We start from the raw sequence: 21,674 nt of genomic DNA, 5'->3' as shown, positions 1-21,674 counted from the left end.
CGGCTGGCGTCAGGGTGCGGGCTTGGCGCCCAGCTTTTCCAATGCGGCGAACAGCTTCGCCTCGCTGGCTTCTTCCACCCGCGCGGCGCCGTCATTGATGATGAAGGTGGGGGTGCCCATCACCTGCCAGCGCTGCCCCGCCTCCTGCTGGCGGCGGATCATGAAATCCTCCACTTGGCGGTTGGCCATGCAGGCCTGAAACTGCGCCGGGCCGACGCCGGCCAGGGCACCTATGCGGGCCAGACCGTTCATGAAGTCATTGTTCAGCCACTGTGCCTGCGTCTTGAACAGGACATCGGCCAGCCGGGCATGCTTGTCGTCGCCAAGGCAGCGGGCAAGCTGTGCCGCGCGCAGGCCGGGCGCATTGTTGGGAATGTCCTTCACCACCAGCCGTACCTGCCCGTTATCGATGAAGCGGGCCTTCAGCTTTGGCAGGATATCGCTGTGGAAATGGGCGCAGTGCGGGCAGGAGAGGGAGGCATACTCCACCACCGTGATGGGTGCCTTCTCACTGCCATAGGTGATGTCGGTAAAGGTGGGGGCGGTCGTCGCCCCCTGACCCAGGGCCGGCATCGACAGTGACATCAGGCCCGCCAGGATCAGGAAGCGCCGCCCCCACATGGCTTACGACGCCTTGCGCTTGGCGCCTGCCTTGACCACGGCGTCGGTCAACTGGTCCAGATAGGCGCCGGCGATCACATATTCGCCGTTGACGATGAAGGTCGGTGTGGAATTGACCTGATGTTCCTGCTGGGCCGTGTACTGGCTCTTGATGATGAAATCTTCCAGCGGCTTGGTCGCCATGCAGGCATCGAACTGCGCCTGCGACACGCCGGCCAGCTTGCCGATATTCGCAAGGTTAGCCAGGAAGTTCTGGTTCAGCCAGGTGGCCTGGCTGTTGAAGATGGCGGTCTTCAACGCCTGGGTCTTGGCCCCGCCGGCACAGCGCATCAGCATATGGGCGCGCAGGCCCGGACCGTTCAGCGGGTAGTCGCGGAAGATCAGCTTCACTTCGCCCGTATCGATGAATTCCTTCTTGAAGGTCGGGAACATCTCCTTCTCGAAATGCGCGCAGTGCGAGCAGGCGAGCGAGGCATATTCGACCACCGTCACCTTGGCGTTCGGATTGCCATAGACGATGTCCGCCGTCGCGGCCTTCACGTCGATGGCGGGGGCTGCCTGACCCAGCGCGGGCAGGGCGGGCGCCAGGGACAGGGCGGCACCGGCGGCCAGGATTTGGCGACGGGAAAAGTCAGAACCGCTCACGGATGTGATCTCCACCAGGGGAATGTTTGCGCCGACGATAGGGGATGATGATGGCGGCGGCAAGGCGCTCACGGTGCCACCTCCAGATATTGCGACAGGTTGAAATCCAGCGGGTTGGGGGTCCAGCCCTTGATACGCGGATCGACCAGCCGGCGGCGGGTATTGTGGGTCAGCGGCACGATGCTGTTGGCCGCGAGTGCCAGCGTCTCCGCCTGTTTCAGCAGGGCGATGCGCCGGGCCGGGTCGGTGCTGGCATTGGCTTCGTCCAGCAGCTTGTCATAGGCCGGGTCCTTGTATCCGGGCAGGTTCTGCTGTTCCACGTCGCTGCGGAACAGTTGTAGGAAGGAATTGGCATCGGGATAGTCGCCGATCCAGGCGTAATACATGATGTCCGGATAGGATTTCTGGTTGCCGATAGTGGCCACCACGCGGAATTCCTGATTGTTCAGCCGGGTCTTAACGCCCAGCTTCTGTCGCCACATGGCGGCCACGGCCACCACCACCTTGCGGGCATTGTCGTTGGTGTAATGCAGGATCTCGATCTCGGGCAGTTCCTTGCCCCCCGGCCCATACCCGGCCTCGGCGAACAGCTTTTTGGCCATTTCATCCCGCTGCGCCTGGGTCTGTGCCGCCCAATCGGGGCGCGGCGGCTCGTATCCGCCGACATTGCCGGGCGGGGTGAAGGTGTAGGCCGGCTTCTCACCACCCCCTACCACCTTCTCCGCCAGAACCTCCCGGTCCACGGCCAGGTTCAGGGCGGCGCGCAGCTTCGGATTGGATTTCCAGGGTTCGTTCTTCAGATTGAAGGACATGTAATAGGTGGAATAGGTCTGCCCCGCCCGGAACGCCGCCGGCAGGTTCTCCTTGGCGAAATTGATCTGCGGATTGGGCAGCGTATCGGTGACCAGCAGTTCCCCCGCCCGGAACTTCTTGAATTCCGTATCCTGATTGTCGATCGGGTAGGAGAAGACAGTGTCGATCTTGACCTTGGCCGCGTCGTAATAGAATGGGTTCTTCACCGTCTTGATATGCGACTGCGGCAGATATTCGGCCAGCGTATAGGCACCGTTGGAGACAAGATTGCCAGGGCTGGTGAAATTCTCCCCGAACTTGTCGATATTGGCCTTCTGCACCGGTGCCATGGCCACATGCTGCAACGAGGCCAGGAAGTAGCCCGTGGGCCGTTCCAGCGTGACCTTCAGGGTACGGGCATCCACCGCTTCCACGCCCAGCTTGTCGGTCGGCATCTTGCCCACCGTCACCGCCTGCCCATTGGCCAGCGGCCAGACGAAATAGGCGTAGGGGGAGGCGTGCTTGGGGTCGGCCAGCCGGCGCCAGGAATAGACGAAATCCGCCGCCGTCACCGCCGTCCCGTCCGACCATTTGGCATCGGCGCGCAGCGTGAAGGTGTAGACCCGGCCATCGGCACTGACGCTTTCGCTTTCCGCCACTGCGCGGCGCCCCTGCCCCTTGGCGTCCAGCGTGTACAGCCCCTCGAACAGGTCATAGATGATGCGGGCGGCGGGCTGCGTCTCTGACTTGGTGGGGTCCAGCGTATCGGGCGTGGCGCCGGTACCCCGGCGATAGACCATTTCGGCCTGTGCGGCGGGGGACAGCGTCAGGGGTGCCAGGGCGGCCAGGGCCAGCAGCGGCAGAAGGCGGAAGCTTTTCATCATTGTTCCAATGCGTAGGTCAGGTCGAGCCGGAGGCGAGCCCTGACGGGCGACTATGCCGGTGACTGTCAGCCCGAGAATGTCAGCCCTTGATGTCCAGGAACCGGGTCGGGTTCTGGTCCAGCGGCGCCTTGGTCCAGCCGGTGACGCGCGGATTGACCAGACGGCGGCGGGTATTGTGCATGATGGGGATCAGGGGCGTATCCGCCTGATACAGCGCTTCGGCCTGTCCCAGCAGGGTGATGCGTTCCGCCGGGTCCAGGCTGGCATTGGCCTTGTCCAGCAGCGCGTCGTAGGCCTTGTTCTGATAGGCGGGATAGTTCTGCTGGGCCACGTCGCTGCGCAACAGTTTCAGGAAGTTGATCGGGTCGGGGAAATCGCCGATCCAGCCGTAATAAAGTGCGTCCTTATAGGTCTTCTGATTGCCGATGGAGGAGACGACACGGAATTCCTGGTTGTTCATCACCACTTCCACGCCCAGCTTCTGCTTCCACATGGCGGCCACGGCAACCATCACGCGCTTGTTGTTCTCATTCTGGGTCAGCAGGATTTCAACGGGCGGCAGGGGCTTGCCCCCCGGCCCGTATCCGGCCTCGATCAGCAGCTTCTTCGCCTGTTCATCGCGTTCCTTCTGCGACATGGCGGCCCAGGCGGGGCGCGGCGGCTCATACCCAGCCACCTTGCCGGGCGGGGTGAAGCTGTAGGCCGGGCGCAGGTCACCGTTCAGCACCTTGTCCACAATGATCTCGCGGTCGATGGCCATGGACAGGGCCTGACGCAGCTTGGGCGCCGACTTCCACGGCTCATGCGTCAGGTTCAGTGCCAGGAAGAAGGTGGAATAGGTGGGGGTGGGCGTGTAATCGGCTGCCGCCTCCTTGCGTGCCCAATCCACCGCCGTGACGGGCAGGGTGTAGGTCACATCCAGCTCACCGGCGCGATACCGCTTCAGTTCGGTATCCACATTCTCCGTCACGATATGCATGACGGTGTCGATCTTCACATTGGCCGCATCGCGGAAATACGGGTTCTTCACCAGCTTCAGGTGCGTCTGCGGCACCATCTCCGCCAGCTTATAGGCGCCATTGCCCACCTGTCCGGGGGTGGTGCCCTCCTTCACCGGTGACATCGACTGATGCGCCACCTGACCCAGGAAATAGGCGGCGGGTTCGGTCAGCTTCACGCGGAACATCAGGTCGCCCACCGCCTCCACGCCCAACTCGGTCGGCGGCTTGGTCCCCGCCGTCACCTCCTTGCCGTTCACGATGGGCCAGACATAGTAGGCATAGGGGGAGGCCTGCTGCGGGCTGGCCAGACGGCGCCAGGCATAGACAAAGTCCTTGGCCGTCACCTTCGACCCGTCCGACCAGCGGCCCTCGGGGCGCAGGCTGAACGTGTAGGTCTTGCCATCGGGGCTGATTTCCCAACTGGCGGCGGCCCCCGCGATGGGCTTGCCATCCGGCCCCGGTGTCAGCAGCCCTTCATACAGATCGTAAATGACGATGGATTCGGGGTGCAGATCGGCCTTGCCCGGATCAATGGTGCCGGGGGCTGACCCGATGCCGCGACGGAACACAGTTTCCGCCATGGCGTTGACAGGGGCGATCAGGGGCAGCAGGACCAGGGAGGAGAGCAAAAGCGAGCGGGCCAGACGGCGCATGGGCTTGGTTTTCCCTCATGAGCATAGATTGCGGCCACGCTATGCCCTCTCCCGTTCGCCCGCAAGGTCCGCTGCTGTCATATTGCAGGGCGGCAAATGGCCCTACTATGGTGCTATCCTTAACAAATCATTTCCTGGGGGCAGGTGGAAAGAATGTTTGAGTGGATCTACGACCCGAGTGCCTGGGCCAGTCTGGCGACCTTGACGGCGCTGGAGATTGTGCTGGGCATCGACAACATCATCTTCATTTCGATCATGGCGAACCGCCTGCCGGAGGCGCAGCGCGCCAAGGCGCGGCAACTGGGTCTGGCACTGGCCCTGATCATGCGGTTGGGCCTTCTGGCCTCCATCGCCTGGATCGTCTCGCTGACAGAGCCATTGTTCACGATCTTTGATCTGGCCATTTCGGCCCGCGATCTGATCCTGCTGGGGGGCGGTCTGTTCCTGCTTTACAAGGGCACGCAGGAAATCCACCACACGATGGAAGGCCAGCATGAGGAGGAGGGAAGCTCCCGTGCCGTCGCCACCTTCGGTGGGGTCATCGCCCAGATCATGGTGCTGGATATCGTCTTCTCGTTGGACAGCGTCATCACGGCCGTGGGCATGGCCAATGACCTGCCGGTCATGGTCACCGCCGTCATCATCGCCGTTGCGGTCATGCTGTTTGCCGCCGGCCCGACGTCGAAGTTCGTGCAGGATCACCCGACGGTGAAGATGCTGGCACTTGCCTTCCTGATCCTGGTGGGCGTGGCCCTGATCGCCGACGGCCTGCATTTCCACATCCCGAAGGCCTATCTCTACTTCGCCATTGCTTTCTCCATCGGTGTGGAGAGCCTGAACCTGATCGCTGCAAAGCGCCGCAAGGCCAAGGCAGCGGCCAGCGGCGGGCATTGACGAAAGCCGCCCTTGCGGCACAAGTGTGTGGGGCGGCTGGCGACAGCCGCCCCTTTCCTTTTCACGGCCCCGGATTGCATCCATGACCCGCCTAACCCTGCGCCTGGACTTCGCCAATGGCAGCCAGATCGGCCCCGGCAAGATCCGGCTGCTGGAAGCCATCGCGGATACCGGCTCCATCGCGGCGGCGGGCCGATCCATGGGCATGTCCTACCGCCGCGCCTGGCTGCTGGTCGATCAGATCAACCGCGCCTTCACCCAGCCCGCCGTGACGGGACAGACGGGCGGCAGCGGCGGCGGCGGCACCGCCTTGACCGACTGGGGCCGTGAACTGGTGGCGCTCTACCGGCAGGTGGAGGCGGAAAGCCGCATGGCCAACACGGCGGCCCTGACGCGGATGGAGGCGATGCTCGATCCGACAGCAAACGCCGCCGGTGAGGATTAAAGCCCCAGCACATCATCCATGGAGTAAACCCCCGGCGCCTTGCCGGCAGCCCACAGGGCGGCGCGGACGGCACCTCGGGCGAAGATGGCGCGGCTGCCGGCCTTGTGGGACAGTTCCAACCGTTCGGCCTCCGTCGCGAAGATGACGGTATGGTCGCCCACCACATCCCCGCCGCGCAGGGTGGCGAAACCGATATCGCCGATGGTGCGGGCGCCTGTGTGCCCGTCGCGCACGGCATCCTTCACATCAGCCAGATTGACGCCACGCCCGGATGCGGCGGCATGGCCCAGGGCCAGGGCGGTGCCGCTGGGCGCATCCACCTTGTGGCGATGATGCATCTCCACAATCTCGATATCCCAATCATCGCCCAGCGTCGCCGCCACCTTGCGCACAAGGCCTGCCAGCAGGGTGACGCCCAGGCTGAAATTGGCTGCCACGACCAGGGGGGCCTTGGTGCCGGCTTCGGCCAGCCTGGCATGGTCATCGGGCGACAGGCCGGTGGTGCCGACGATCAGGGCGGTTCCATGCTGTACGGCCAGGGCGGCATGGGCGACCGTGGCGGCGGGGGCCGTGAAATCGATGACGGCATCGCTGTTGGCGAACAGGGCGGCGGGATCGTCGGTGATCACGACCCCGACGGGATCGGCGCCGATCAGCGTGCCCAGGTCACGGCCGATGGCGGCGGAACCGGGCCGTTCGGTGGCACCCGACAGGGTGGCGGCTTTGTTGCCCAGAACCTCACGGATCAGCATCTGACCCATGCGGCCGCTGCCGCCCACGATCCCGATACGCATCGCTATCCCCTGCTGCTCTCAAAAACGATTGGGCAGAAGCGATAGCATGCCGGGCGTCCGGGATCAGCCCCCGGAAAGGCAATCCACCAGTGAGCGCAGGTTGAAGCGCATCAACTGTCCATAAAGGTTCGGCCCGTCGGGAATGTTCGCCCCCTCGGGGTCCAGAACGCCGGTGCGGGCCTTCGTCCCCTGCGCCAGGGTGCGGACCAGGGCCGGTTCGAACTGCGGTTCGGCAAAGATGCAAACGGCACCGGCCTGATTGATGCGTTCACGAAGGGCCGACAGCCGCGCCGCTCCCGGCGGCTGGTCGGGCGAGACGGTGATGGCGCCGGCAGCGTTCAGGCCGTACCGGTCCTCCAGATAATGATAGGCATCATGGAAGACGATGAAGGGCCGGTCCTTTAGCGGCGACAGGGCCGCGCGCATTTCCGCGTCCAGGGCATCAATAGACTGTTTCTGCCGCGCGGCATTGGCCTGATAGGCGGGGGCGCGGGCGGGGTCCAGCGCCGACAGACGCGCGGCGATCAGGTCGGTGATGGCCTTGGCATTCAGCGGGTCCAGCCAGACATGGCCATCACTGCCCAATTCGACGTCGGGCCTGTCCTCATGCGCATGGTCATGATCATGTGCCTCCCACGCCCCGCCCTTGCGCACAGGAAGCACCCGGACCGACGGTTCCTTGACCAGGGTCAGGACCTGCGCCGACCGGGCCAGGGTGGATAGCGGCTTTTCCAGGAAGGTTTCGACACCCGGCCCGGCCCAGACCACCAGTTCGGCACCCGACAGCGCCTTGGCATCCGACGGGCGCAGGGCGAAGGCATGCGGATTGGCGGCCCCGCGCACCAGCAGATAGGGTTCCCCCACCCCCTGCATCACGCCGGACACCAGCGAATGCAACGGCTTCACCGTCACCACCACATCGGGTGGCGGCGGGGCTGCCAGTGCCGGCAGGGCGATAAGGCCGGCCAGCAGGGCGGAAAGGGACAGAAGGCGCAACATGGACAAGGACCCGGAACCGGAGGACTGATCTGCAAATGTGTTATAATGTAACGTTTGTCAAGGCGGCGGGCATGGCGTAAACCCTGCGGGATGCGCAGGGCAGCCCAGCCAGCATGCGCCAAAGGAGCCGCCCTTTGACAGCCCCCCCGTTACTGGAAGCCCGGAATATCAGCCTGACGCGCGGCGACCGTGCGGTTCTGGACAATGTCTCCCTGTCCGTGGGTGCAGGCGAGATCGTTACACTGATCGGGCCGAACGGGGCCGGCAAGACCAGTCTGGTGAAACTGTGCCTGGGGCTGCTGAAGCCGGACAAGGGCACCATTGCGCGGGCACCGGGCCTGAATATCGGCTATATGCCGCAGCGCCTGTCGGTTGATGTCACGCTGCCCATGCCGGTCGCGCGCTTCCTGTCGCTCTGGTCGCGGTCCACGCGGGCGGAGATGGCGTGTGTGCTGGAAGAGGTGGGGGCGGCCCACGCCATCGACCGCGCCATCCAGACCCTGTCGGGCGGGGAATTGCAGCGTGTGCTGCTGGCCCGCGCCCTGCTGCGCAAGCCGGACCTGTTGGTCCTGGATGAACCGGTGCAGGCGGTGGATGTGCATGGACAGATCGAACTGTTCGAACTGATCGGGGCCATTCGTAACCGGCGTGGCTGCGGCGTGCTGCTGGTCAGCCACGATCTGCATCTGGTGATGGCCCGCACCGATACGGTGATCTGCCTGAACCGGCATGTCTGCTGCCATGGCAAGCCGGAGGATGTGTCGCGCCATCCCGAATATGTCGCCCTGTTCGGTCGGCATGCCGATGCCCTGGCCATCTATCACCACAGCCATGACCATTCCCATGCCGATGACGGCTGTGTCGTGCCGGCGGGGCAGGAGCACACGGCCCATAGCGACCATCAGGGCTGCGGCCACGATCACCACCATCACGGCCATGAGCATGCGCACGGGGGGCACCGCCATGGATGATTTCCTGCTGCGCGGGTTGCTGGCCGGGATCGGGCTGGCGCTGGTCACGGGGCCGCTGGGCTGCGTCATCGTCTGGCGGCGCATGGCCTATTTCGGCGATACGCTGTCGCACTCGGCCCTGCTGGGCGTGGCGCTGGGTTTCCTGACCGGGATCGGCACCCAGACCGGCATCGTGCTGGTTTGTCTCGCCATTGCCCTGGCGCTCACCCTGTTGCAGGAACAGCGCCGACTGGGCAGCGATACGCTGCTGGGCATCATCTCGCACTCCACGCTCAGCCTGGGCATGATTGCGCTTGCCGTGCTGGGGTCGGTACGGGTGGACCTGCTGTCCTATCTGTTCGGCGATATCCTGGCCGTGGGCGATGCCGATCTCTATGCCATCTGGGGTGGGGGCGCTCTCGTCCTGGCGTTGCTGGCCTGGATCTGGCGGCCGCTGCTGGCCCTGACGGTGGATGAGGATCTGGCGCGGGTCGAGGGTGTGCCGGTGCGGCGCGTGCGCCTGGGCTTCACCTTGATGATCGCCATCATCATCGCGCTGGCCATGAAGATCGTGGGCATCCTGCTGGTGACCGCCCTGCTTATCATCCCCGCTGCCGCCGCCCGCCGCTTTGCCAAGGGGCCGGAGGGCATGGCCGTGCTGTCGGCCCTGATCGGGGTGGGGGCTGTGGCGATGGGATTGGGTGCCTCGCTCCAGGTCGATGTGCCCACCGGCCCCGCTATAGTGGCTGCCGCTGCCGCCCTGTTCCTGGCCAGTCAGGCCGTGCCCGCGCGGGGGTAAGGCAACCAACCACCCCACAAAAAGAAACCCCCGCCGCCCAGGCAGGGGCGACGGGGGCAGGCACTCTGGAGAGAGGAACTAAACATAGGTTCGGGATGCTGCCCCCGGCGCCGGTGCCGCCGTTGAAGGGGCGGGCTGGCGGGGCCGGAAGACCGGGGGCAGGCTTCCCATCTATCGCGGTGCCGACGGTGGATGGGGCGTCCGGGGCCGTCGGCGGTGACCGGTGCTTTGGGGTGGGATGGGCACCGGCCCGCGATATTGCTTTTACGCAACACGCAAACAGTTCCTGTCGCAACAGCTCAAAAATATTTTCGGCCGATGGGCGATGGTCCTGCGCGGCCCGCGACAGGGATTTGCGCCATGGCCCGTGGAAGGGGCATGCTGGCGATGAAGCGGCTTCCGTCACCGCTGGACCTGCCGGGGCGTGACGCCCGGGGGTCCGGTATGGCCGGACGGGATCGACATAAGGATACGCAGGTGACCGTGACCGGTATGGCTCTTGCGGAACCCATGGTGGATGACGACACCCTGCTGGCGCGGATCGCCGGCGGGGACCGGGGGGCGTTTACGGTACTGGCGACACGCCACACCGCCCGCGCCCTGTCCGTGGCGCAACGCGTCCTGAACAACGCGGCGGAAGCGGACGAAGTGGTGCAGGAGGCCTGGGTCAAGGTCTGGACCAAGGCCGGTCAGTGGGAAGCGGGCGGGTCTGCCCGGTTCTCCACCTGGCTGCACCGGGTTGTCGTCAATCTCTGTATCGACCGTCGCCGCAAACAGGGGTTCGAGGCGTTGGAAGATGCCCCGGATGTGCCTGATCCGTCACCCGCCGCCGGTTCTCTGATCGCGCGGCGGCAGATGTCGGAAACCATCGCGGCGGCCCTGGCCGGGCTGCCGGAACGGCAAAGGGTGGCTGTCTCCCTTTGTTATTACGAGGAAATGAGTGCCGCCGAGGCCGGGCGGATTCTGGACCTGTCGGTGCCGGCGGTGGAATCGCTGCTGGCCCGTGCCCGCCGCGCCCTTCGGGGCCGGCTCACCGCCCTGGGGATCACGGGCGTTGGGGAGGATGAAGAATGAGGGAACCGATCAACGGCGCAGGCGGGAAGGAGGCCATGGGGATGGCCGCCTTTCAGGCCCTGCTGGAACAGTATGGGGCCGAACCCAGGCGATGGCCCGATGATTTGCGCAAACCCGCACAGGCATTGCTGGCCCATTCCGTCCAGGCACGGGCTGAACAGCACCGTGCGGCCATGCTGGATGCGATGCTGGACCGGCTGGATGCGCCGGTGATCAGCGATGATCGCGTGGCCCGTGTGGTGGCCGGCGCCCTGGGGGACCTACCCGTGCCAGGACTGGTGCGGCGCCGCATCCCTTTTGCACAGCGCGTCGGGGATATGCTGGGTGGATGGCGTCAGGTCTGGCCACGGGCAGCCGGTCTGGCCGCCTGTACAGCTGCGGGCATCCTGGTCGGGGCCTTCAGCCCCGTCGCCTCCACAGCCGCTGGCGGCATGGCCGGGGAGGACGCAGTCACCACCGCGACCACCGCCAGTGACCTGCCCAGCGCGCTGTTCACCCCTTCCGCCCTGGAAAGCCTGTTCCAATGAACCGCGACCGTTTGATACAGACCGCGCTGCTGGTGTCGGTCGGCCTGAACCTTTTCCTGTTGGGCACCATGGTGCCCCGCTGGCTGGGGCCGAAGCCGCCCTTTGGTGACAAGATGGTGATGATGGGACCGGACGGGCCGGGTGGCCCCGGTGGTCCCCTGTTCGCCATGCACCGGATGATGGATGATCTGCCCGAAGCCGACGCCAAGATCCTGAAGGAACATTTCGGTTCCGACATGGAAAAGATGATGGAGAAGGTCAAGTCGTTCCGGTATCGTATTGATCGCCTGCGCGACCTGATGCGGGCTGACCCGTTCGACCCCGTGGCCCTGCGTACGGAACTGGAAAGTGCCGCCGCCGACCGTCAGGCGATGGAGAAGGCGCAGACCGACCGGATCATTGAGGTGCTGGGCAAGCTGTCACCGGAGGGGCGCCGCCGTCTGGCCGAGATGCGTCCACCCCGCATGATGATCAATGAGCGCCGGATGCATGGCGGGCCTGATATGCGGCCACCGCCGCCGGGTGGCATTCCGCTGGACCCGGATCGCGCCCCGATGGCCGCCCCACCGCCGCCCCCACCGGAAGAGGGCAGGTAACAGCAAGGCGGGTGTCCACCCATCGGGCCAGTATCCAGAAAAGGGAAAGGCCGGGGTTACCCGGCCTTTTTCGTTTCCACATCATCCCCGCTATTGGCGGGGGCGGGCGGTTCGTCGGCAGTGGCACTGGACAGGGTTTCCGCCACCGCCGCCTCGGCTTCCGCCTCCACCGGTTCGGTGGCCAGCAGCAAGGGTTCTGCCTCTGCCGCCGGTTCGGCTTCAACGGGTGGCGGGGCCAGCATGGCGGTAGGGGCGGCGGCCGCGCGTCGGCGGATGGCGCCTTCGAAGCTGGCACCCGGCGCGATTTCCAGCAGGGTCTGGATCACGTCCCCCTGAACGGAGGAGCCGTTGAGGATGAACACCTCCTCGGCGTTTATCTCTCCCTGCACACGCCCATGGACGCGCACGGTTCCGGCCATGATATGGCCGTTTACGGCGCCCGTGGCACCGATGGTCAGCTTGGCACAGGTGATGTCGCCATCGACGTTGCCTTCGACATGCACCTCGCCCGGCGTATCCAGATTGCCCGTCACCCGCATGTCACGGCTGACGATGGAGGGCATGGGGCGGTCGGATCCTCCGCCATTGCCACCGCCGCTGGGGCGGGTGGCGGTCTTGGCGGTGCTGTCGATACGTTCCTTAACCTTCGCAAACATGCCGACCCCTTTCCATGAAGCGCAGCGGATCCACCGGCTTGCCTTCCACCAGCACCTCATAGTGCAGGTGCGGGCCGGAACTGCGGCCACTGTCGCCCAGCGTCCCGACCTGACGGCCAGGGTCCAGCATTTCGCCCTTCTTAACCATGATTTTCTTCATGTGGGCATAGCGGGTGCGGATGCCCAGGCCGTGATCCACCTCCACCATATGGCCATAGCCCTCGTCATAGGTGACGTCGACGATGCGACCGGCGGCGGGCAGGGTCACGGGGGAGCCTTCCTTGGCCACTAGATCCAGCCCCTCATGCGCGGCCCATTGGCTGGTGAAGGGATCGCGGCGGCCACCGAACCCGCTGGAGACGTAGAAATTATCTACGGGCGGGGTCAGCGGCAGGTAATTGGCCAGCGCGCGCAGCCGTGCCTGCCGGTCCAGCCGCGACTCGAGCTGGTTCAAGGCGGCCTGGGCAGCGGCGGGCAGGCTGCCATTGGGCAGTTCCGTCAGGCCGATCAGGGGACCGCCCACACCGCCCGGTGATTGGCCCATGGCGCGCAGCACCCTGTCCAGGTTGAGGCCGGTATTCTTCAGTTCGCCCTCGATGGCGCCGATGCGCAGTTCGGCATGCTGTGCCAGACGGTTCAGTAGGGCCACCTGACCGGTGGCGATCTCCGCCATCTGCTGTTCGCTGGCGGCCAGTGCCGTCGCCATCTCGTTACGTTCGGTCCAGGCGTTTTCCGCCTCGGTCCGGGCCCGCTGCGCCTGTAACTGCGCTTCTGCCAGCGCCTTGCCCAGTCCCTCGCTGGCCAGGGCCAGGGTCGGCTGGGATGAGGGGACGGCCTCCGCCTCCTCCAGCACCAGGGACAGGGCGGCGATGGCCGATTGGGCACGGCGGGATGCCGCTTCCTGGCTGATATCGGTGATCAGTTGCAGCGATTCCTGGGCGGCGCGCAGGCCGTCGCCGGCTTCGGCATCCACCCGCAGCGGGGCCAGTTCATTGCGCACGGCGGCCAGGACCTGACGCGGCGTCTTCGACCCATCCTTGTCCGCCCCTGTCAGGACGGCCATGGCGGCGTCGATGCGGGCGCGTGACCGCGCCTGTTCGGCCAGTGCCGTATCCAGTGCCACCCGCACCTTGTCCAGGTCACCCGCCACGCGCGACAACTGCTCCCGGCTGTCGGCCAACTGGGTGGCCAGATTGGCGGCGCCCTGATCCATCTGGACAATGCTGTCGCGGCTGTCACGCAGGGCGAAGGCGGTGGCCATCCAGCCGGCACTAGCCACCAGCATGCCGCACAGGGCGGCAGCGGCCAGAAGGGCAGGGCGCAGACGCTGGCCGGGACCGATGGTCACCGACCTGATCTTGTCATCATCAACGATGATGACCTGTTCGCTGCGCATGAAGAATCCGAGCAAACCGTCCCCCCGTCACAATGCCGTGCCGCCGATCCTTTGGCCTGCTTGTGCAGCACAGGCGGAGATCAGGCTTTGACTTGGCGGACATTGTCATCCGCAGGTCCGGCATTGGACGCCGGTGGTAGGAATTTAAGGGATGCACATCTTTCGGGCAAGCCGGGAATCGCGGACGATGTACTTCCAATGGATATGCAACCATCCGGGCGCAAAGACGCAGGCCCTTTGGCTTTCCGGCCCCCTATTCCAGGGCCGCGCGCAGGGCCGCGGCGGCCCCCCAAGGCGAAAGCGGCAGGGACGCCGCCAGAAGACCTGACAGTAACAGCAAATGCGGGCGGGCCGATTGCCCCGTCAGCACCGAATCGACAGCGGCGGCGGCAAAGATCAATGCGGGAATGTAAAGCGGAAGCACAAGTAAAGGCAGAAGAACACCACCCCGCCGCGCCCCCAGGGTCAGGGCCGCTCCGATTCCCCCGATCAGGCTGAGCAAGGGTGTCGCCAGCAGCAATGTCAGCAGCAGGATGGGAAAACCATCGGTAGGCAGGTTCAAGAACAGGGCCAGCAGCGGGGCCGCCAGTATCAGCGGCAGGCCGGTGACCAGCCAATGGGCCAGGATCTTGGCCGCCGCCACCGCCTCCATCGGCAGGGAGGACAGGGATAGAAGCTCCAGCGAGCCATCCTCATGATCGGCTTGGAACAGCCGGTCCAGCGACAGCAGCGAGGCCAGCAGGGCGGCGACCAGGATGACCCCCGGCGCGATGCGCGCCAGCACGCCCGGTTCCGGCCCGATGCCGAACGGGAACATGATCACGCACAGCACGAAGAATAGAACCGCCATGGCCGCGTCCGCCCCCTGGCGCAGGGCCAGGCGCAGGTCGCGGCGCAACAGCCGCAGGAAACCACTCATGCGGGCACCCCGGCCGCCTCGTCCTGGCTTTCATCCTCGTCATCGGCGGTGGCACCGAAATCGGCCAGATTCAGGGTGGCCGCATCCGCGACATCCATATCGCTGTGCGTGGAAAGCACCACCATACCGCCGGCCCGGCGGTGGGCAGCGATCAGAGCGGCCAGCCGGTCAATCGAGTCGCGGTCCAGCGCCGTTGCCGGTTCATCCAGCAGCCAGAGCGGGGCCGTGCGTGCCGGTGCCAGGGCCAGACGGGCCAGATTGACGCGTTTCTTCTGTCCCGCCGACAGGTACCGGCCCGGCATGTCCGCGACATGATCCATGGCAAGGGCTGCCAGCGCCCGCCCGGCCCGGTCCTCCGGATCGTCCAGCCCGTCCAGTCCGGCCCAGACCGACAGATTCTCAAGCGCGGTCAGGGTGGGCTTTACCGCATCCTGATGCCCGGCATAGCGCAGGCGGGCGCGGTGGGCGTCCGGGTCCTGGGCGATATCGCTGCCATTCCAGGTCAAGGCGCCGGAGAAGGGGCGCGACAGGCCGGCCAGCAGGCGCAGAAGGCTGGATTTGCCGCTGCCGTTCGGCCCGACCAGAATCAAGGCGCCGCCGGGGGATAGGGTGAAGTCGAGTTCGGCGAACACCACCCGCTCACCGCGCAGGCAGGTCAGGCGGCGGGCGGCGAGTCCCGGATCGGCGGATTGGGTCTGGCCCTGTGTCACGAATGAACGCTCCTGGCTGGCTGGCGCCAAAATGCCAGAAAGGGCAGGCCGAAAGATAGAGATTCCGGATAAAGAAACGGCCACCGCGGGGGGCTTTGCGGTGGCCGTGAAATGGTGCCGATCCGGGGCAGGACCGACAGGTGCGGGCCGACATTCCATATGGGGCCTGGAAATGTCCGCCGAGACGGGGTGTCTCAAGTCGCCTCAGCATTCCCAGGTGCAAGATGGAAGTCCCGCATGACCAAAGTCGGACCTGAAAGTGGCGAAAATGTGATTTGTGCGCAGGGCACGCGACCTATGCGCATTTTCACGATCCCGACATAAAAAACCGCTTTCGCCGCCGGGGCTTCGGCCCTATATAGCCGCTCATCGCAGCGCACGTGCCTATGGCCCCCACACCCGTCCGATGGTCATTTTCAAGACTGGACGGAGCCGTCAACCCGGTGGGGTTATGCAACGACGTAACGCGTATCCTCGTCCGTCCCTTAAACAAGGCGGCGAATTGGAGGCTACGATGGTTGTTGTTGTGTTCGGGGGGCCGGTTGCGCTCTCCGTGTCATTTAATTCTGTCCGCGCGTCCGATATCGGCGCGTCGATCCTCCCTGGCGTCATGACCAGTATCTGACCCGCCTGGGCCGGCTGCGTTTCGCGGCACGCTTGGGCGGAACCGGACCCGTATCGGGTCCGGCAAAAGCCATTTCACCCCTGACATCCCCCGCTTCATGCCGCCTCGGAGTCCATGATGACCGAGAAGATCGCCCGATTCTTCGCTGAACAGACCCCCTCCACCCCGTGCCTGGTTGTGGACCTGGACGTCGTTGCCGACAATTACGGCAAGCTGGCGACCGCCATGCCCGATAGCCGCATCTTTTATGCGGTGAAGGCCAACCCGGCGCCGGAAATCCTGCGTCTGCTGGTGGAGAACGGCTCCTGCTTTGACACCGCGTCCGTCCCGGAAATCCAGTATTGCCTGGAAGCCGGCGCCACGCCCGACCGCATCTCCTTCGGCAACACCATCAAGAAGGCCGGCGATATCCGTATCGCGCATGAACTGGGTATCGATCTTTTCGCCTTCGATAGCATCGAAGAGCTGGAGAAGATCGCCGAACATGCGCCGGGTGCGCGCGTTTTCTGCCGCATCCTGACCTCGGGTGAGGGGGCTGACTGGCCGCTGTCGCGCAAGTTCGGGTGCGAGCCGGAGATGGCCCGCGACCTGCTGATCCAGGCCGCAGGCATGAATGTCCGCCCCTATGGCGTGTCATTCCATGTCGGCAGCCAGCAGCGCGACCTGAAGCAGTGGGATATCGCGCTGGCCACGGCGGGCGCCATCTTCCGGGCCTGCGAGGAGCAGGGGGTGCTGCTGTCCATGGTCAATATGGGCGGTGGTTTCCCCACCCGTTACCTGAAGGACGTGCCGACCAGCCAGGCCTATGGCGAGGCGATCAATGACAGCCTGCGCCGTCATTTCGGCAACCGCCTACCGGAAACCATCATCGAGCCCGGCCGCGGCATGGTCGGCAATGCTGGCATCATCCAGTCGGAGGTGGTGCTGATCTCCCGCAAGTCGGCGAACGACGACAAGCGTTGGGTCTATCTGGATATCGGCAAGTTCGGTGGTCTGGCCGAGACCATGGACGAGGCCATCCAGTACCCGATCCAGACCGACCGCGACGGCCCCGCCGAAGCCGTGATCCTGGCTGGCCCCACCTGCGACAGCGCCGATGTGCTGTATGAAAAGGCGGAGTATCGTCTGCCGACCTCGCTAAAGATCGGCGACAAGGTGACGATCATGGCGACCGGCGCCTATACCACCACCTATTCGGCGGTGAATTTCAACGGCTTCTCGCCGCTGAAGGCTTACTACATCTGATCTTTCTCCCGCTCAAACCGGGTAGAGGTCCTGACGCAAGCCGCTCCGCAAGGGCGGCTTGTGGCATTTTTGTGGCCAGTTGATGGAATTTTGTGCACCATTCGGGTCACTGCGTATTTTTTTTGCAACACCTCCGGGTAATGTTGCACAGCAGCATGCGCGGCTTCTAGGCGATCTGGTTGGAAACTCCCATAATCAGCAGGAAATCACCGCCCGCCCCCTTCTGGCATCAGATTTGCTGAAGGGAGCAGGGACCCAATCATAAATGCCTCATAATGGAGTGGTTCATGCGTTTCTCTAAGTTCCTCGCCTCCACCGCTATCGCCCTCGCCATGCTGGGCGGCGCTGCTGCCGCGCAGGCTGAAGACGCCCCGTTCACCTTCTCCGGCACGGCTGCCATCACCAGCGACTATGTGTTCCGCGGTTACAGCCAGACCGACAGCGACCCGGCTTTCCAGGCCGGTCTGACCGCCAGCCACGAGAGCGGCTTCTTCGTGTCCGCTTGGGGCTCGAACGTCGATCTGGGTTCCGACGCCGATATCGAGGTCGATCTGATTGCCGGTTACACCAACAGCGTCGATAACCTGACCTACACGGTCGGCGGCTACTACTACACCTATCCGGGTGCTGATGGTTCGGCCGAGTTCGACTATTTTGAGGCTGGCCTGGATCTGGCCTATGCCATCGACAAGGTCACGCTGACCGGTAAGGCCTATTACTCGCCGGAATTCTTCGGCGCCGCCGGTGGCGATGCTTGGTACTTCGCGGGTGGCGCTTCGGTCGCCGTCACCGACACCGTGTCCGTCTATGGCGCCATCGGCTTCAACGAGCTGGACAACGGCACCGACTATCAGGACTACACCGGCGGCGTCGCCGTGAAGTTCGAGCCGTTCGTGCTGGACCTGAAGTACACCGACACCGACGTCAAGGGCGCTGCCCCGCTGGGCGATGGCCGCTTCGTCGCGACCCTGACCTACGCGTTCTGATAACGGGCGGGCCTTATCCCGCTTGATCAGTCTAAGTGGTCCAGGCACGGCCGGTCCTCTGATGGGGACCGGCCGTTGCTTTTGGGGCACCTATGCTTTCCGTCCTCTTGCCCGCCCGGGCGATTGGCGCGAAGATCGGGGTGTGGGAGAAAGGTGCAACCATGTCCATCGGCAGCATCGGCACGGCCCTGTCCGGCGCGCTGGCCCAGACGCAGCGTCTTGCCAACAGCGCCAACAAGGTCGCCAACCAGCGCAGCACGGGTGCCATCCCGGCGGTGGACGGCACGGTGCAGCCCGGCCAGACCCAGGCCTTTCAGCCGCAAAGCCTCAGCCAGACGGCAGTGGCGGGGCCCAATGGTCAGGGGCAGGGGACGCGCGTCATCGCCCGGCCCATCACCCCGGCCTATATCCCCGAATATCAGCCCGACAGCACGGATGCGAACGAACAGGGGTTGGTGGCCGCCCCCAATGTCGATCCCGTGACCGAGCGGGTTGACCAGATTTCCTCGCTCCGCGCCTTCCAGGCCAATCTGGCCACCATCCGCGCCCAGGATGAGTTGGAACGCAGCGCCATCGACGCGCTGGCCTGACCCGCCCCATCGTTCGGCGTTGCACACTTGTCCGCTGCCCAACAGAAAGGCAGGATGCGCGCCATGAAACCGCCATGGCGCTCAGGCATGCTGTATTTTCGTGCCGTCTGACACCAAGAACAGGAACCCATTATGCTGCGCCGTTCGCTGCTGACGCTCGCCCTGGCCGCCCCCCTGCTGGCCGCCATGCCTGTTGCCGCCCAATCCATCGTGGATTTCTCAGGCCGGGAGCCGATCGTGCTGGATGTGGCCAGCATCGAGGTGGAAAGCACCTATGCGGCCCCGATGGCCCCGCCCAATATCGACCATGAACTGCCACTGACCCCATCGGACGCCGTCCGCCTCTGGGCCTCCACCCGCCTGAAGGCTGGCGGGCCGCAGGGCAAGGCCCGCGTCATCATTAAGGATGCCTCGGTCAAGGAGATCGAGTTGGATCGCACCAAGGGCATCAAGGGCTGGTTCACCAAGGATCAGTCGCAGAAATACGAAGGCAAATTGCAGGTCGAGATCGTGGTCGAGGGCACCTCGCGCGGCTTCACCGGCAGCGTGTCGGGCGCCGTCGCCCGCTCCACCACGGTGGCCGAGGACGTGACCCTGGCGCAGCGGGAAAAGACCATGACCGATCTGGTCCGCGATCTGGCCGGCGACCTGGATGTGGAGCTGGACAAGTCCATCCGCGCCAACATGTTTCCGGTGATCGTGCTTCAGTGACGGGCCGTCAGGGCGTGGCCGGTGCGCGCCACGCCTCCACCCGGTTCCTTCCGCCATGCTTGGCGGCATAGAGCGCCTGATCGGCCCGGTCGACCAGGGCGTCCACGCTGATCTCCCCTGTCACTTCCGCCGCGCCGAAGCTGGCCGTGACGTGCAGAACCTGCCCATCGGCCAGTTGCACCGGTGTTGCGGCCAGATCGGCGCGCAGCCTTTCCAGCACCACCATCGCCTCGGTCAGATGGGTTTCCTTCAGCAGGATCAGGATTTCCTCGCCCCCCATGCGGAAGGCCTCGTCAATCGCCCGGATGCCACGGGTCAGGCAGCCGGCAGCGGCCACCAGCACGCGGTCGCCCGCCTCGTGACCATAGGTGTCGTTGACCGATTTGAACTTGTCCAGATCGCACAGCGCCACGCAGAAGGGCTGCCCCGTGCGGGCAAAGCGTGCCAGTTCGCGCGATACCTCATCGGCCAGACCGGTACGGTTCCGCAGGCCCGTCAACGGGTCGATGCCACTACCCGCCACTGACAGGGCGCGTTCGATGCGTCGGCATTGCTGGATAAACTCATCAAACTTGTCCAGAACGGCCTGATAGGTGGCGTAATCCGGTGCATCCCCCTCCGCCGCGCGCATCAGGGTCAGGCGGCCCATGCGGTGCAACTGGTCATGCACCTGGACCAGCCGGTCAAAGGCCGGTTGATGGGCCACGCTGCCGCGCTTGACCCGCGTCACCCAGGCGGCAAAGCCCTTGGGTTCCGGTGCGGCGTCCGGCCCCGACAGGCCGCTGTCGCGGGTGAACAGGGCGGCCTTGTGCCATTGCGTCAGCCAGCGCAGATGTTCATCCACCACGCCGGACAGGCCGGCGACGATGGCGGACGCGCTGCTGCCGCTGGCCGGCGGGTTCATTCACTGTCCCCCGGCTGCCACACCCATTTGCGCCGCGCCTCGGCCAGGGTGCCGGTGATGATGGCGGCGCGGATATCGCGCATCAGGCGGTTCATTGTGTGGACATTGTGCATTGTCAGCAACTGCATGCCCAGCATCTCCTCCGCCTTAAGCAGATGGTGGATATAGCCACGGCTGGCCGTACGACAGGCGTAACAGCCGCATTCGGCATCGATGGGGGTGTCATCGTCCTTGAACCGGGCATTGCGCATGTTCAGACGCTCGCCCTTCACGCCGGGTGCCAGGGCCCAGCCATGGCGGGCGATTCGCGTCGGGCTGACACAGTCGAACGTGTCGATGCCCAGCGCCACGCCCTCAAAAATATCAACAATGCCGCCAATGCCCAGAAGATGGACTGGCCGGGTGGGATGCACATGCGCCATGGCCATGCCCACCACATCATGCATCTGCTCACGCGTGGCGCCCAGGCAGCCGCCGACGGCGGTGGCGAAGAAATCCTGGTTTGCCACGATCTCCGCGCTCTCCTTGCGCAGGTCGGGATAGACCCCGCCCTGGACAATGCCATACATGGCCTGCGGCATTCCGTTGGCCGAAATGCCGCCAAATTCCTTGAATGCCGTCAGCGACCGGTCGCCCCAGCGATGGGACATCTTCATCGACCGGGCGGTATATTTCCGGTCCACATGGAAGGGCGTGCATTCATCCAGCTGCACGACAAAGTCGGGACCCAGCTTGCGCTGAATATCGATGCTCTTTTCCGGCGTCAGGAACAGCTTTTCCCCGTTGGTATAGGACCGGAAGGTCGCCCCCTCCTCGGTGATCTTCAACAGGGTCTTCTCGCGCGTCGTCGTCCGCCGCCCCTTCACCTCATCCGCCACCGACCCATGGCCCATGGCAAAGATCTGGTACCCGCCGCTGTCGGTCAGCATCGGCCCGTGCCAGTTCATCATCTTATGCAGCCCACCCAGCTTGGCCACCAGATCGGCCCCCGGCTGGATCATCAGATGATAGGTATTGGCCAGGATGATGTCAGTCTTCTCCTCCCGCATCTGCTCCGTCGTCAGCCCCTTGATGGCCGCCTTGGTGCCGCAGAAAATGAAATTCGGCGTCTGGATGGCGCCATGCGGGGTGGACAAGGTCCCGATCCGGGCCTTGCTGCCCGCCGGGTCACGATGCGTGATGTCGAAGGAAAAACCGGGGTAGGAGATGGACATGGCGTGAAGACAGACTTTCAGGGAAGGGGGTGCCATTGCAGGCC

Annotated in this window: 23 protein-coding genes; 11 read left to right on the top strand and 12 right to left on the bottom strand. The window is 64.9% G+C overall.

Going from position 1 to position 21,674, the window contains the following annotated elements; translation table 11 throughout:
- Positions 1–9 precede the first annotated feature (9 nt).
- From ACT6Q8_RS11965 to ACT6Q8_RS11950, 4 genes are all read right to left on the bottom strand, one after another.
- Positions 10–621: a DsbA family protein gene (locus ACT6Q8_RS11965; protein WP_444732872.1), complete on the bottom strand. Its 612-nt coding sequence runs from the start codon at positions 619–621 to the stop codon at positions 10–12.
- Positions 622–624: 3 nt separating this feature from the next.
- Entirely contained in the window at positions 625–1,266 is a 642-nt protein-coding gene (locus tag ACT6Q8_RS11960) for a DsbA family protein (protein WP_444732873.1), read from the bottom strand.
- 68 nt (positions 1,267–1,334) lie between these two features.
- The gene (locus ACT6Q8_RS11955; protein WP_444732874.1) at positions 1,335–2,942 is read right to left on the bottom strand and encodes a peptide ABC transporter substrate-binding protein; all 1,608 of its coding nucleotides are present in this window, start codon (positions 2,940–2,942) and stop codon (positions 1,335–1,337) included.
- 79 nt (positions 2,943–3,021) lie between these two features.
- Entirely contained in the window at positions 3,022–4,596 is a 1,575-nt protein-coding gene (locus tag ACT6Q8_RS11950) for a peptide ABC transporter substrate-binding protein (RefSeq protein ID WP_444732875.1), read from the bottom strand.
- A gap of 153 nt (positions 4,597–4,749) precedes the next feature.
- Between ACT6Q8_RS11950 and ACT6Q8_RS11945 the strand changes: the two genes are divergently transcribed.
- Together ACT6Q8_RS11945 and ACT6Q8_RS11940 are read left to right on the top strand one after the other, a co-directional pair.
- Positions 4,750–5,490 carry a TerC family protein gene (locus ACT6Q8_RS11945; protein WP_102112146.1) on the top strand — a complete coding sequence of 247 codons (741 nt, stop codon included), beginning with the start codon at positions 4,750–4,752 and terminating at the stop codon, positions 5,488–5,490.
- A gap of 82 nt (positions 5,491–5,572) precedes the next feature.
- Positions 5,573–5,935 carry a winged helix-turn-helix domain-containing protein gene (locus ACT6Q8_RS11940; RefSeq protein ID WP_054166839.1) on the top strand — a complete coding sequence of 121 codons (363 nt, stop codon included), beginning with the start codon at positions 5,573–5,575 and terminating at the stop codon, positions 5,933–5,935.
- Here the strand turns inward: ACT6Q8_RS11940 and dapB are convergent.
- Both dapB and ACT6Q8_RS11930 read right to left on the bottom strand, forming a co-directional pair.
- Positions 5,932–6,729, bottom strand: coding sequence for a 4-hydroxy-tetrahydrodipicolinate reductase (gene dapB, locus ACT6Q8_RS11935; RefSeq protein ID WP_444732876.1), 798 nt, complete (start codon positions 6,727–6,729; stop codon positions 5,932–5,934). The two genes, ACT6Q8_RS11940 and dapB, sit on opposite strands and share 4 nt — an antisense overlap.
- Positions 6,730–6,792: 63 nt before the next feature.
- The gene (locus ACT6Q8_RS11930; RefSeq protein WP_444732877.1) at positions 6,793–7,728 is read right to left on the bottom strand and encodes a zinc ABC transporter substrate-binding protein; all 936 of its coding nucleotides are present in this window, start codon (positions 7,726–7,728) and stop codon (positions 6,793–6,795) included.
- Between the two features lie 134 nt (positions 7,729–7,862).
- Between ACT6Q8_RS11930 and znuC the strand changes: the two genes are divergently transcribed.
- From znuC to ACT6Q8_RS11905, 5 genes are all read left to right on the top strand, one after another.
- Positions 7,863–8,699 carry a zinc ABC transporter ATP-binding protein ZnuC gene (gene znuC / locus ACT6Q8_RS11925; RefSeq protein ID WP_444732878.1) on the top strand — a complete coding sequence of 279 codons (837 nt, stop codon included), beginning with the start codon at positions 7,863–7,865 and terminating at the stop codon, positions 8,697–8,699.
- The gene (locus tag ACT6Q8_RS11920; RefSeq protein ID WP_444739383.1) at positions 8,665–9,477 is read left to right on the top strand and encodes an iron chelate uptake ABC transporter family permease subunit; all 813 of its coding nucleotides are present in this window, start codon (positions 8,665–8,667) and stop codon (positions 9,475–9,477) included. Before znuC ends, ACT6Q8_RS11920 begins: the two co-directional genes overlap by 35 nt.
- A gap of 360 nt (positions 9,478–9,837) precedes the next feature.
- Positions 9,838–10,551, top strand: a complete 714-nt coding sequence (locus ACT6Q8_RS11915; protein WP_444732880.1) for an RNA polymerase sigma factor — start codon at positions 9,838–9,840, stop codon at positions 10,549–10,551.
- Positions 10,548–11,078 (top strand): hypothetical protein, encoded by a 531-nt coding sequence (locus tag ACT6Q8_RS11910; protein WP_444732881.1) that lies wholly within the window; start codon positions 10,548–10,550, stop codon positions 11,076–11,078. The genes ACT6Q8_RS11915 and ACT6Q8_RS11910 overlap by 4 nt, the downstream gene beginning before the upstream one ends.
- A complete protein-coding gene (locus tag ACT6Q8_RS11905; RefSeq protein WP_444732882.1) occupies positions 11,075–11,674 on the top strand; it encodes a periplasmic heavy metal sensor in 600 nt (199 codons plus the stop codon). The genes ACT6Q8_RS11910 and ACT6Q8_RS11905 overlap by 4 nt, the downstream gene beginning before the upstream one ends.
- A 56-nt stretch (positions 11,675–11,730) precedes the next feature.
- Here ACT6Q8_RS11905 and ACT6Q8_RS11900 read toward each other — a convergent pair whose 3' ends face one another.
- The 4 genes from ACT6Q8_RS11900 to ccmA form a co-directional block, all read right to left on the bottom strand.
- A complete protein-coding gene (locus ACT6Q8_RS11900; protein ID WP_444732883.1) occupies positions 11,731–12,330 on the bottom strand; it encodes a bactofilin family protein in 600 nt (199 codons plus the stop codon).
- Entirely contained in the window at positions 12,314–13,726 is a 1,413-nt protein-coding gene (locus ACT6Q8_RS11895) for a peptidoglycan DD-metalloendopeptidase family protein (protein ID WP_444732884.1), read from the bottom strand. The genes ACT6Q8_RS11900 and ACT6Q8_RS11895 overlap by 17 nt, the downstream gene beginning before the upstream one ends.
- A gap of 253 nt (positions 13,727–13,979) precedes the next feature.
- Positions 13,980–14,645 (bottom strand): heme exporter protein CcmB, encoded by a 666-nt coding sequence (ccmB, locus tag ACT6Q8_RS11890; RefSeq protein ID WP_054166832.1) that lies wholly within the window; start codon positions 14,643–14,645, stop codon positions 13,980–13,982.
- Positions 14,642–15,355 carry a heme ABC exporter ATP-binding protein CcmA gene (gene ccmA / locus ACT6Q8_RS11885; RefSeq protein ID WP_054166973.1) on the bottom strand — a complete coding sequence of 238 codons (714 nt, stop codon included), beginning with the start codon at positions 15,353–15,355 and terminating at the stop codon, positions 14,642–14,644. Before ccmA ends, ccmB begins: the two co-directional genes overlap by 4 nt.
- 742 nt (positions 15,356–16,097) lie before the next feature.
- On the opposite strand from ccmA, the gene ACT6Q8_RS11880 reads away from it, so the two are divergent.
- The 4 genes from ACT6Q8_RS11880 (at position 16,098) to ACT6Q8_RS11865 (ending at position 19,512) form a co-directional block, all read left to right on the top strand.
- Positions 16,098–17,225 (top strand): type III PLP-dependent enzyme, encoded by a 1,128-nt coding sequence (locus ACT6Q8_RS11880; RefSeq protein ID WP_444732912.1) that lies wholly within the window; start codon positions 16,098–16,100, stop codon positions 17,223–17,225.
- Between the two features lie 287 nt (positions 17,226–17,512).
- The gene (locus ACT6Q8_RS11875) at positions 17,513–18,211 is read left to right on the top strand and encodes a TorF family putative porin (RefSeq protein ID WP_444732885.1); all 699 of its coding nucleotides are present in this window, start codon (positions 17,513–17,515) and stop codon (positions 18,209–18,211) included.
- A 161-nt stretch (positions 18,212–18,372) separates the two neighbouring features.
- Positions 18,373–18,801: a flagellar basal body rod protein FlgC gene (locus ACT6Q8_RS11870; RefSeq protein WP_444732886.1), complete on the top strand. Its 429-nt coding sequence runs from the start codon at positions 18,373–18,375 to the stop codon at positions 18,799–18,801.
- 132 nt (positions 18,802–18,933) lie between these two features.
- Positions 18,934–19,512, top strand: a complete 579-nt coding sequence (locus ACT6Q8_RS11865; RefSeq protein WP_054166829.1) for a hypothetical protein — start codon at positions 18,934–18,936, stop codon at positions 19,510–19,512.
- Between the two features lie 7 nt (positions 19,513–19,519).
- On the opposite strand, the gene ACT6Q8_RS11860 is transcribed toward ACT6Q8_RS11865, so the two are convergent.
- Positions 19,520–20,416, bottom strand: a complete 897-nt coding sequence (locus tag ACT6Q8_RS11860; protein WP_444732887.1) for a diguanylate cyclase — start codon at positions 20,414–20,416, stop codon at positions 19,520–19,522.
- Positions 20,413–21,666, bottom strand: coding sequence for a tRNA guanosine(34) transglycosylase Tgt (gene tgt / locus ACT6Q8_RS11855; protein WP_444732888.1), 1,254 nt, complete (start codon positions 21,664–21,666; stop codon positions 20,413–20,415). The genes ACT6Q8_RS11860 and tgt overlap by 4 nt, the downstream gene beginning before the upstream one ends.
- Between the last annotated feature and the right edge of the window lie 8 nt (positions 21,667–21,674).

Source organism: Niveispirillum sp. (assembly GCF_052437035.1).
GTDB lineage: Bacteria > Pseudomonadota > Alphaproteobacteria > Azospirillales > Azospirillaceae > Niveispirillum.
The sequence above is the reverse complement of the archived record's forward strand: the minus strand, read 5'-3'. Positions and strand labels throughout refer to the sequence as shown.

What these genes read in the sequence shown, in the direction of transcription:
- ACT6Q8_RS11910 (WP_444732881.1), top strand. Translation starts at nt 10,548, where the DNA reads ATGAGGGAACCGATCAACGGCGCAGGCGGGAAGGAGGCCATGGGGATG.
- ACT6Q8_RS11915 (WP_444732880.1), top strand. Translation starts at nt 9,838, where the DNA reads ATGGCCCGTGGAAGGGGCATGCTGGCGATGAAGCGGCTTCCGTCACCG.
- ACT6Q8_RS11920 (WP_444739383.1), top strand. Translation starts at nt 8,665, where the DNA reads ATGAGCATGCGCACGGGGGGCACCGCCATGGATGATTTCCTGCTGCGC.
- ACT6Q8_RS11945 (WP_102112146.1), top strand. Translation starts at nt 4,750, where the DNA reads ATGTTTGAGTGGATCTACGACCCGAGTGCCTGGGCCAGTCTGGCGACC.
- ACT6Q8_RS11955 (WP_444732874.1), bottom strand. Translation starts at nt 2,942, where the DNA reads ATGATGAAAAGCTTCCGCCTTCTGCCGCTGCTGGCCCTGGCCGCCCTG.
- ACT6Q8_RS11930 (WP_444732877.1), bottom strand. Translation starts at nt 7,728, where the DNA reads ATGTTGCGCCTTCTGTCCCTTTCCGCCCTGCTGGCCGGCCTTATCGCC.
- ACT6Q8_RS11875 (WP_444732885.1), top strand. Translation starts at nt 17,513, where the DNA reads ATGCGTTTCTCTAAGTTCCTCGCCTCCACCGCTATCGCCCTCGCCATG.
- ACT6Q8_RS11940 (WP_054166839.1), top strand. Translation starts at nt 5,573, where the DNA reads ATGACCCGCCTAACCCTGCGCCTGGACTTCGCCAATGGCAGCCAGATC.
- ACT6Q8_RS11870 (WP_444732886.1), top strand. Translation starts at nt 18,373, where the DNA reads ATGTCCATCGGCAGCATCGGCACGGCCCTGTCCGGCGCGCTGGCCCAG.
- ACT6Q8_RS11905 (WP_444732882.1), top strand. Translation starts at nt 11,075, where the DNA reads ATGAACCGCGACCGTTTGATACAGACCGCGCTGCTGGTGTCGGTCGGC.
- ccmB (WP_054166832.1), bottom strand. Translation starts at nt 14,645, where the DNA reads ATGAGTGGTTTCCTGCGGCTGTTGCGCCGCGACCTGCGCCTGGCCCTG.
- ACT6Q8_RS11860 (WP_444732887.1), bottom strand. Translation starts at nt 20,416, where the DNA reads ATGAACCCGCCGGCCAGCGGCAGCAGCGCGTCCGCCATCGTCGCCGGC.
- ACT6Q8_RS11880 (WP_444732912.1), top strand. Translation starts at nt 16,098, where the DNA reads ATGACCGAGAAGATCGCCCGATTCTTCGCTGAACAGACCCCCTCCACC.
- ACT6Q8_RS11900 (WP_444732883.1), bottom strand. Translation starts at nt 12,330, where the DNA reads ATGTTTGCGAAGGTTAAGGAACGTATCGACAGCACCGCCAAGACCGCC.
- ACT6Q8_RS11895 (WP_444732884.1), bottom strand. Translation starts at nt 13,726, where the DNA reads ATGCGCAGCGAACAGGTCATCATCGTTGATGATGACAAGATCAGGTCG.
- tgt (WP_444732888.1), bottom strand. Translation starts at nt 21,666, where the DNA reads ATGGCACCCCCTTCCCTGAAAGTCTGTCTTCACGCCATGTCCATCTCC.
- ACT6Q8_RS11865 (WP_054166829.1), top strand. Translation starts at nt 18,934, where the DNA reads ATGCTGCGCCGTTCGCTGCTGACGCTCGCCCTGGCCGCCCCCCTGCTG.
- ACT6Q8_RS11965 (WP_444732872.1), bottom strand. Translation starts at nt 621, where the DNA reads ATGTGGGGGCGGCGCTTCCTGATCCTGGCGGGCCTGATGTCACTGTCG.
- dapB (WP_444732876.1), bottom strand. Translation starts at nt 6,729, where the DNA reads ATGCGTATCGGGATCGTGGGCGGCAGCGGCCGCATGGGTCAGATGCTG.
- ACT6Q8_RS11950 (WP_444732875.1), bottom strand. Translation starts at nt 4,596, where the DNA reads ATGCGCCGTCTGGCCCGCTCGCTTTTGCTCTCCTCCCTGGTCCTGCTG.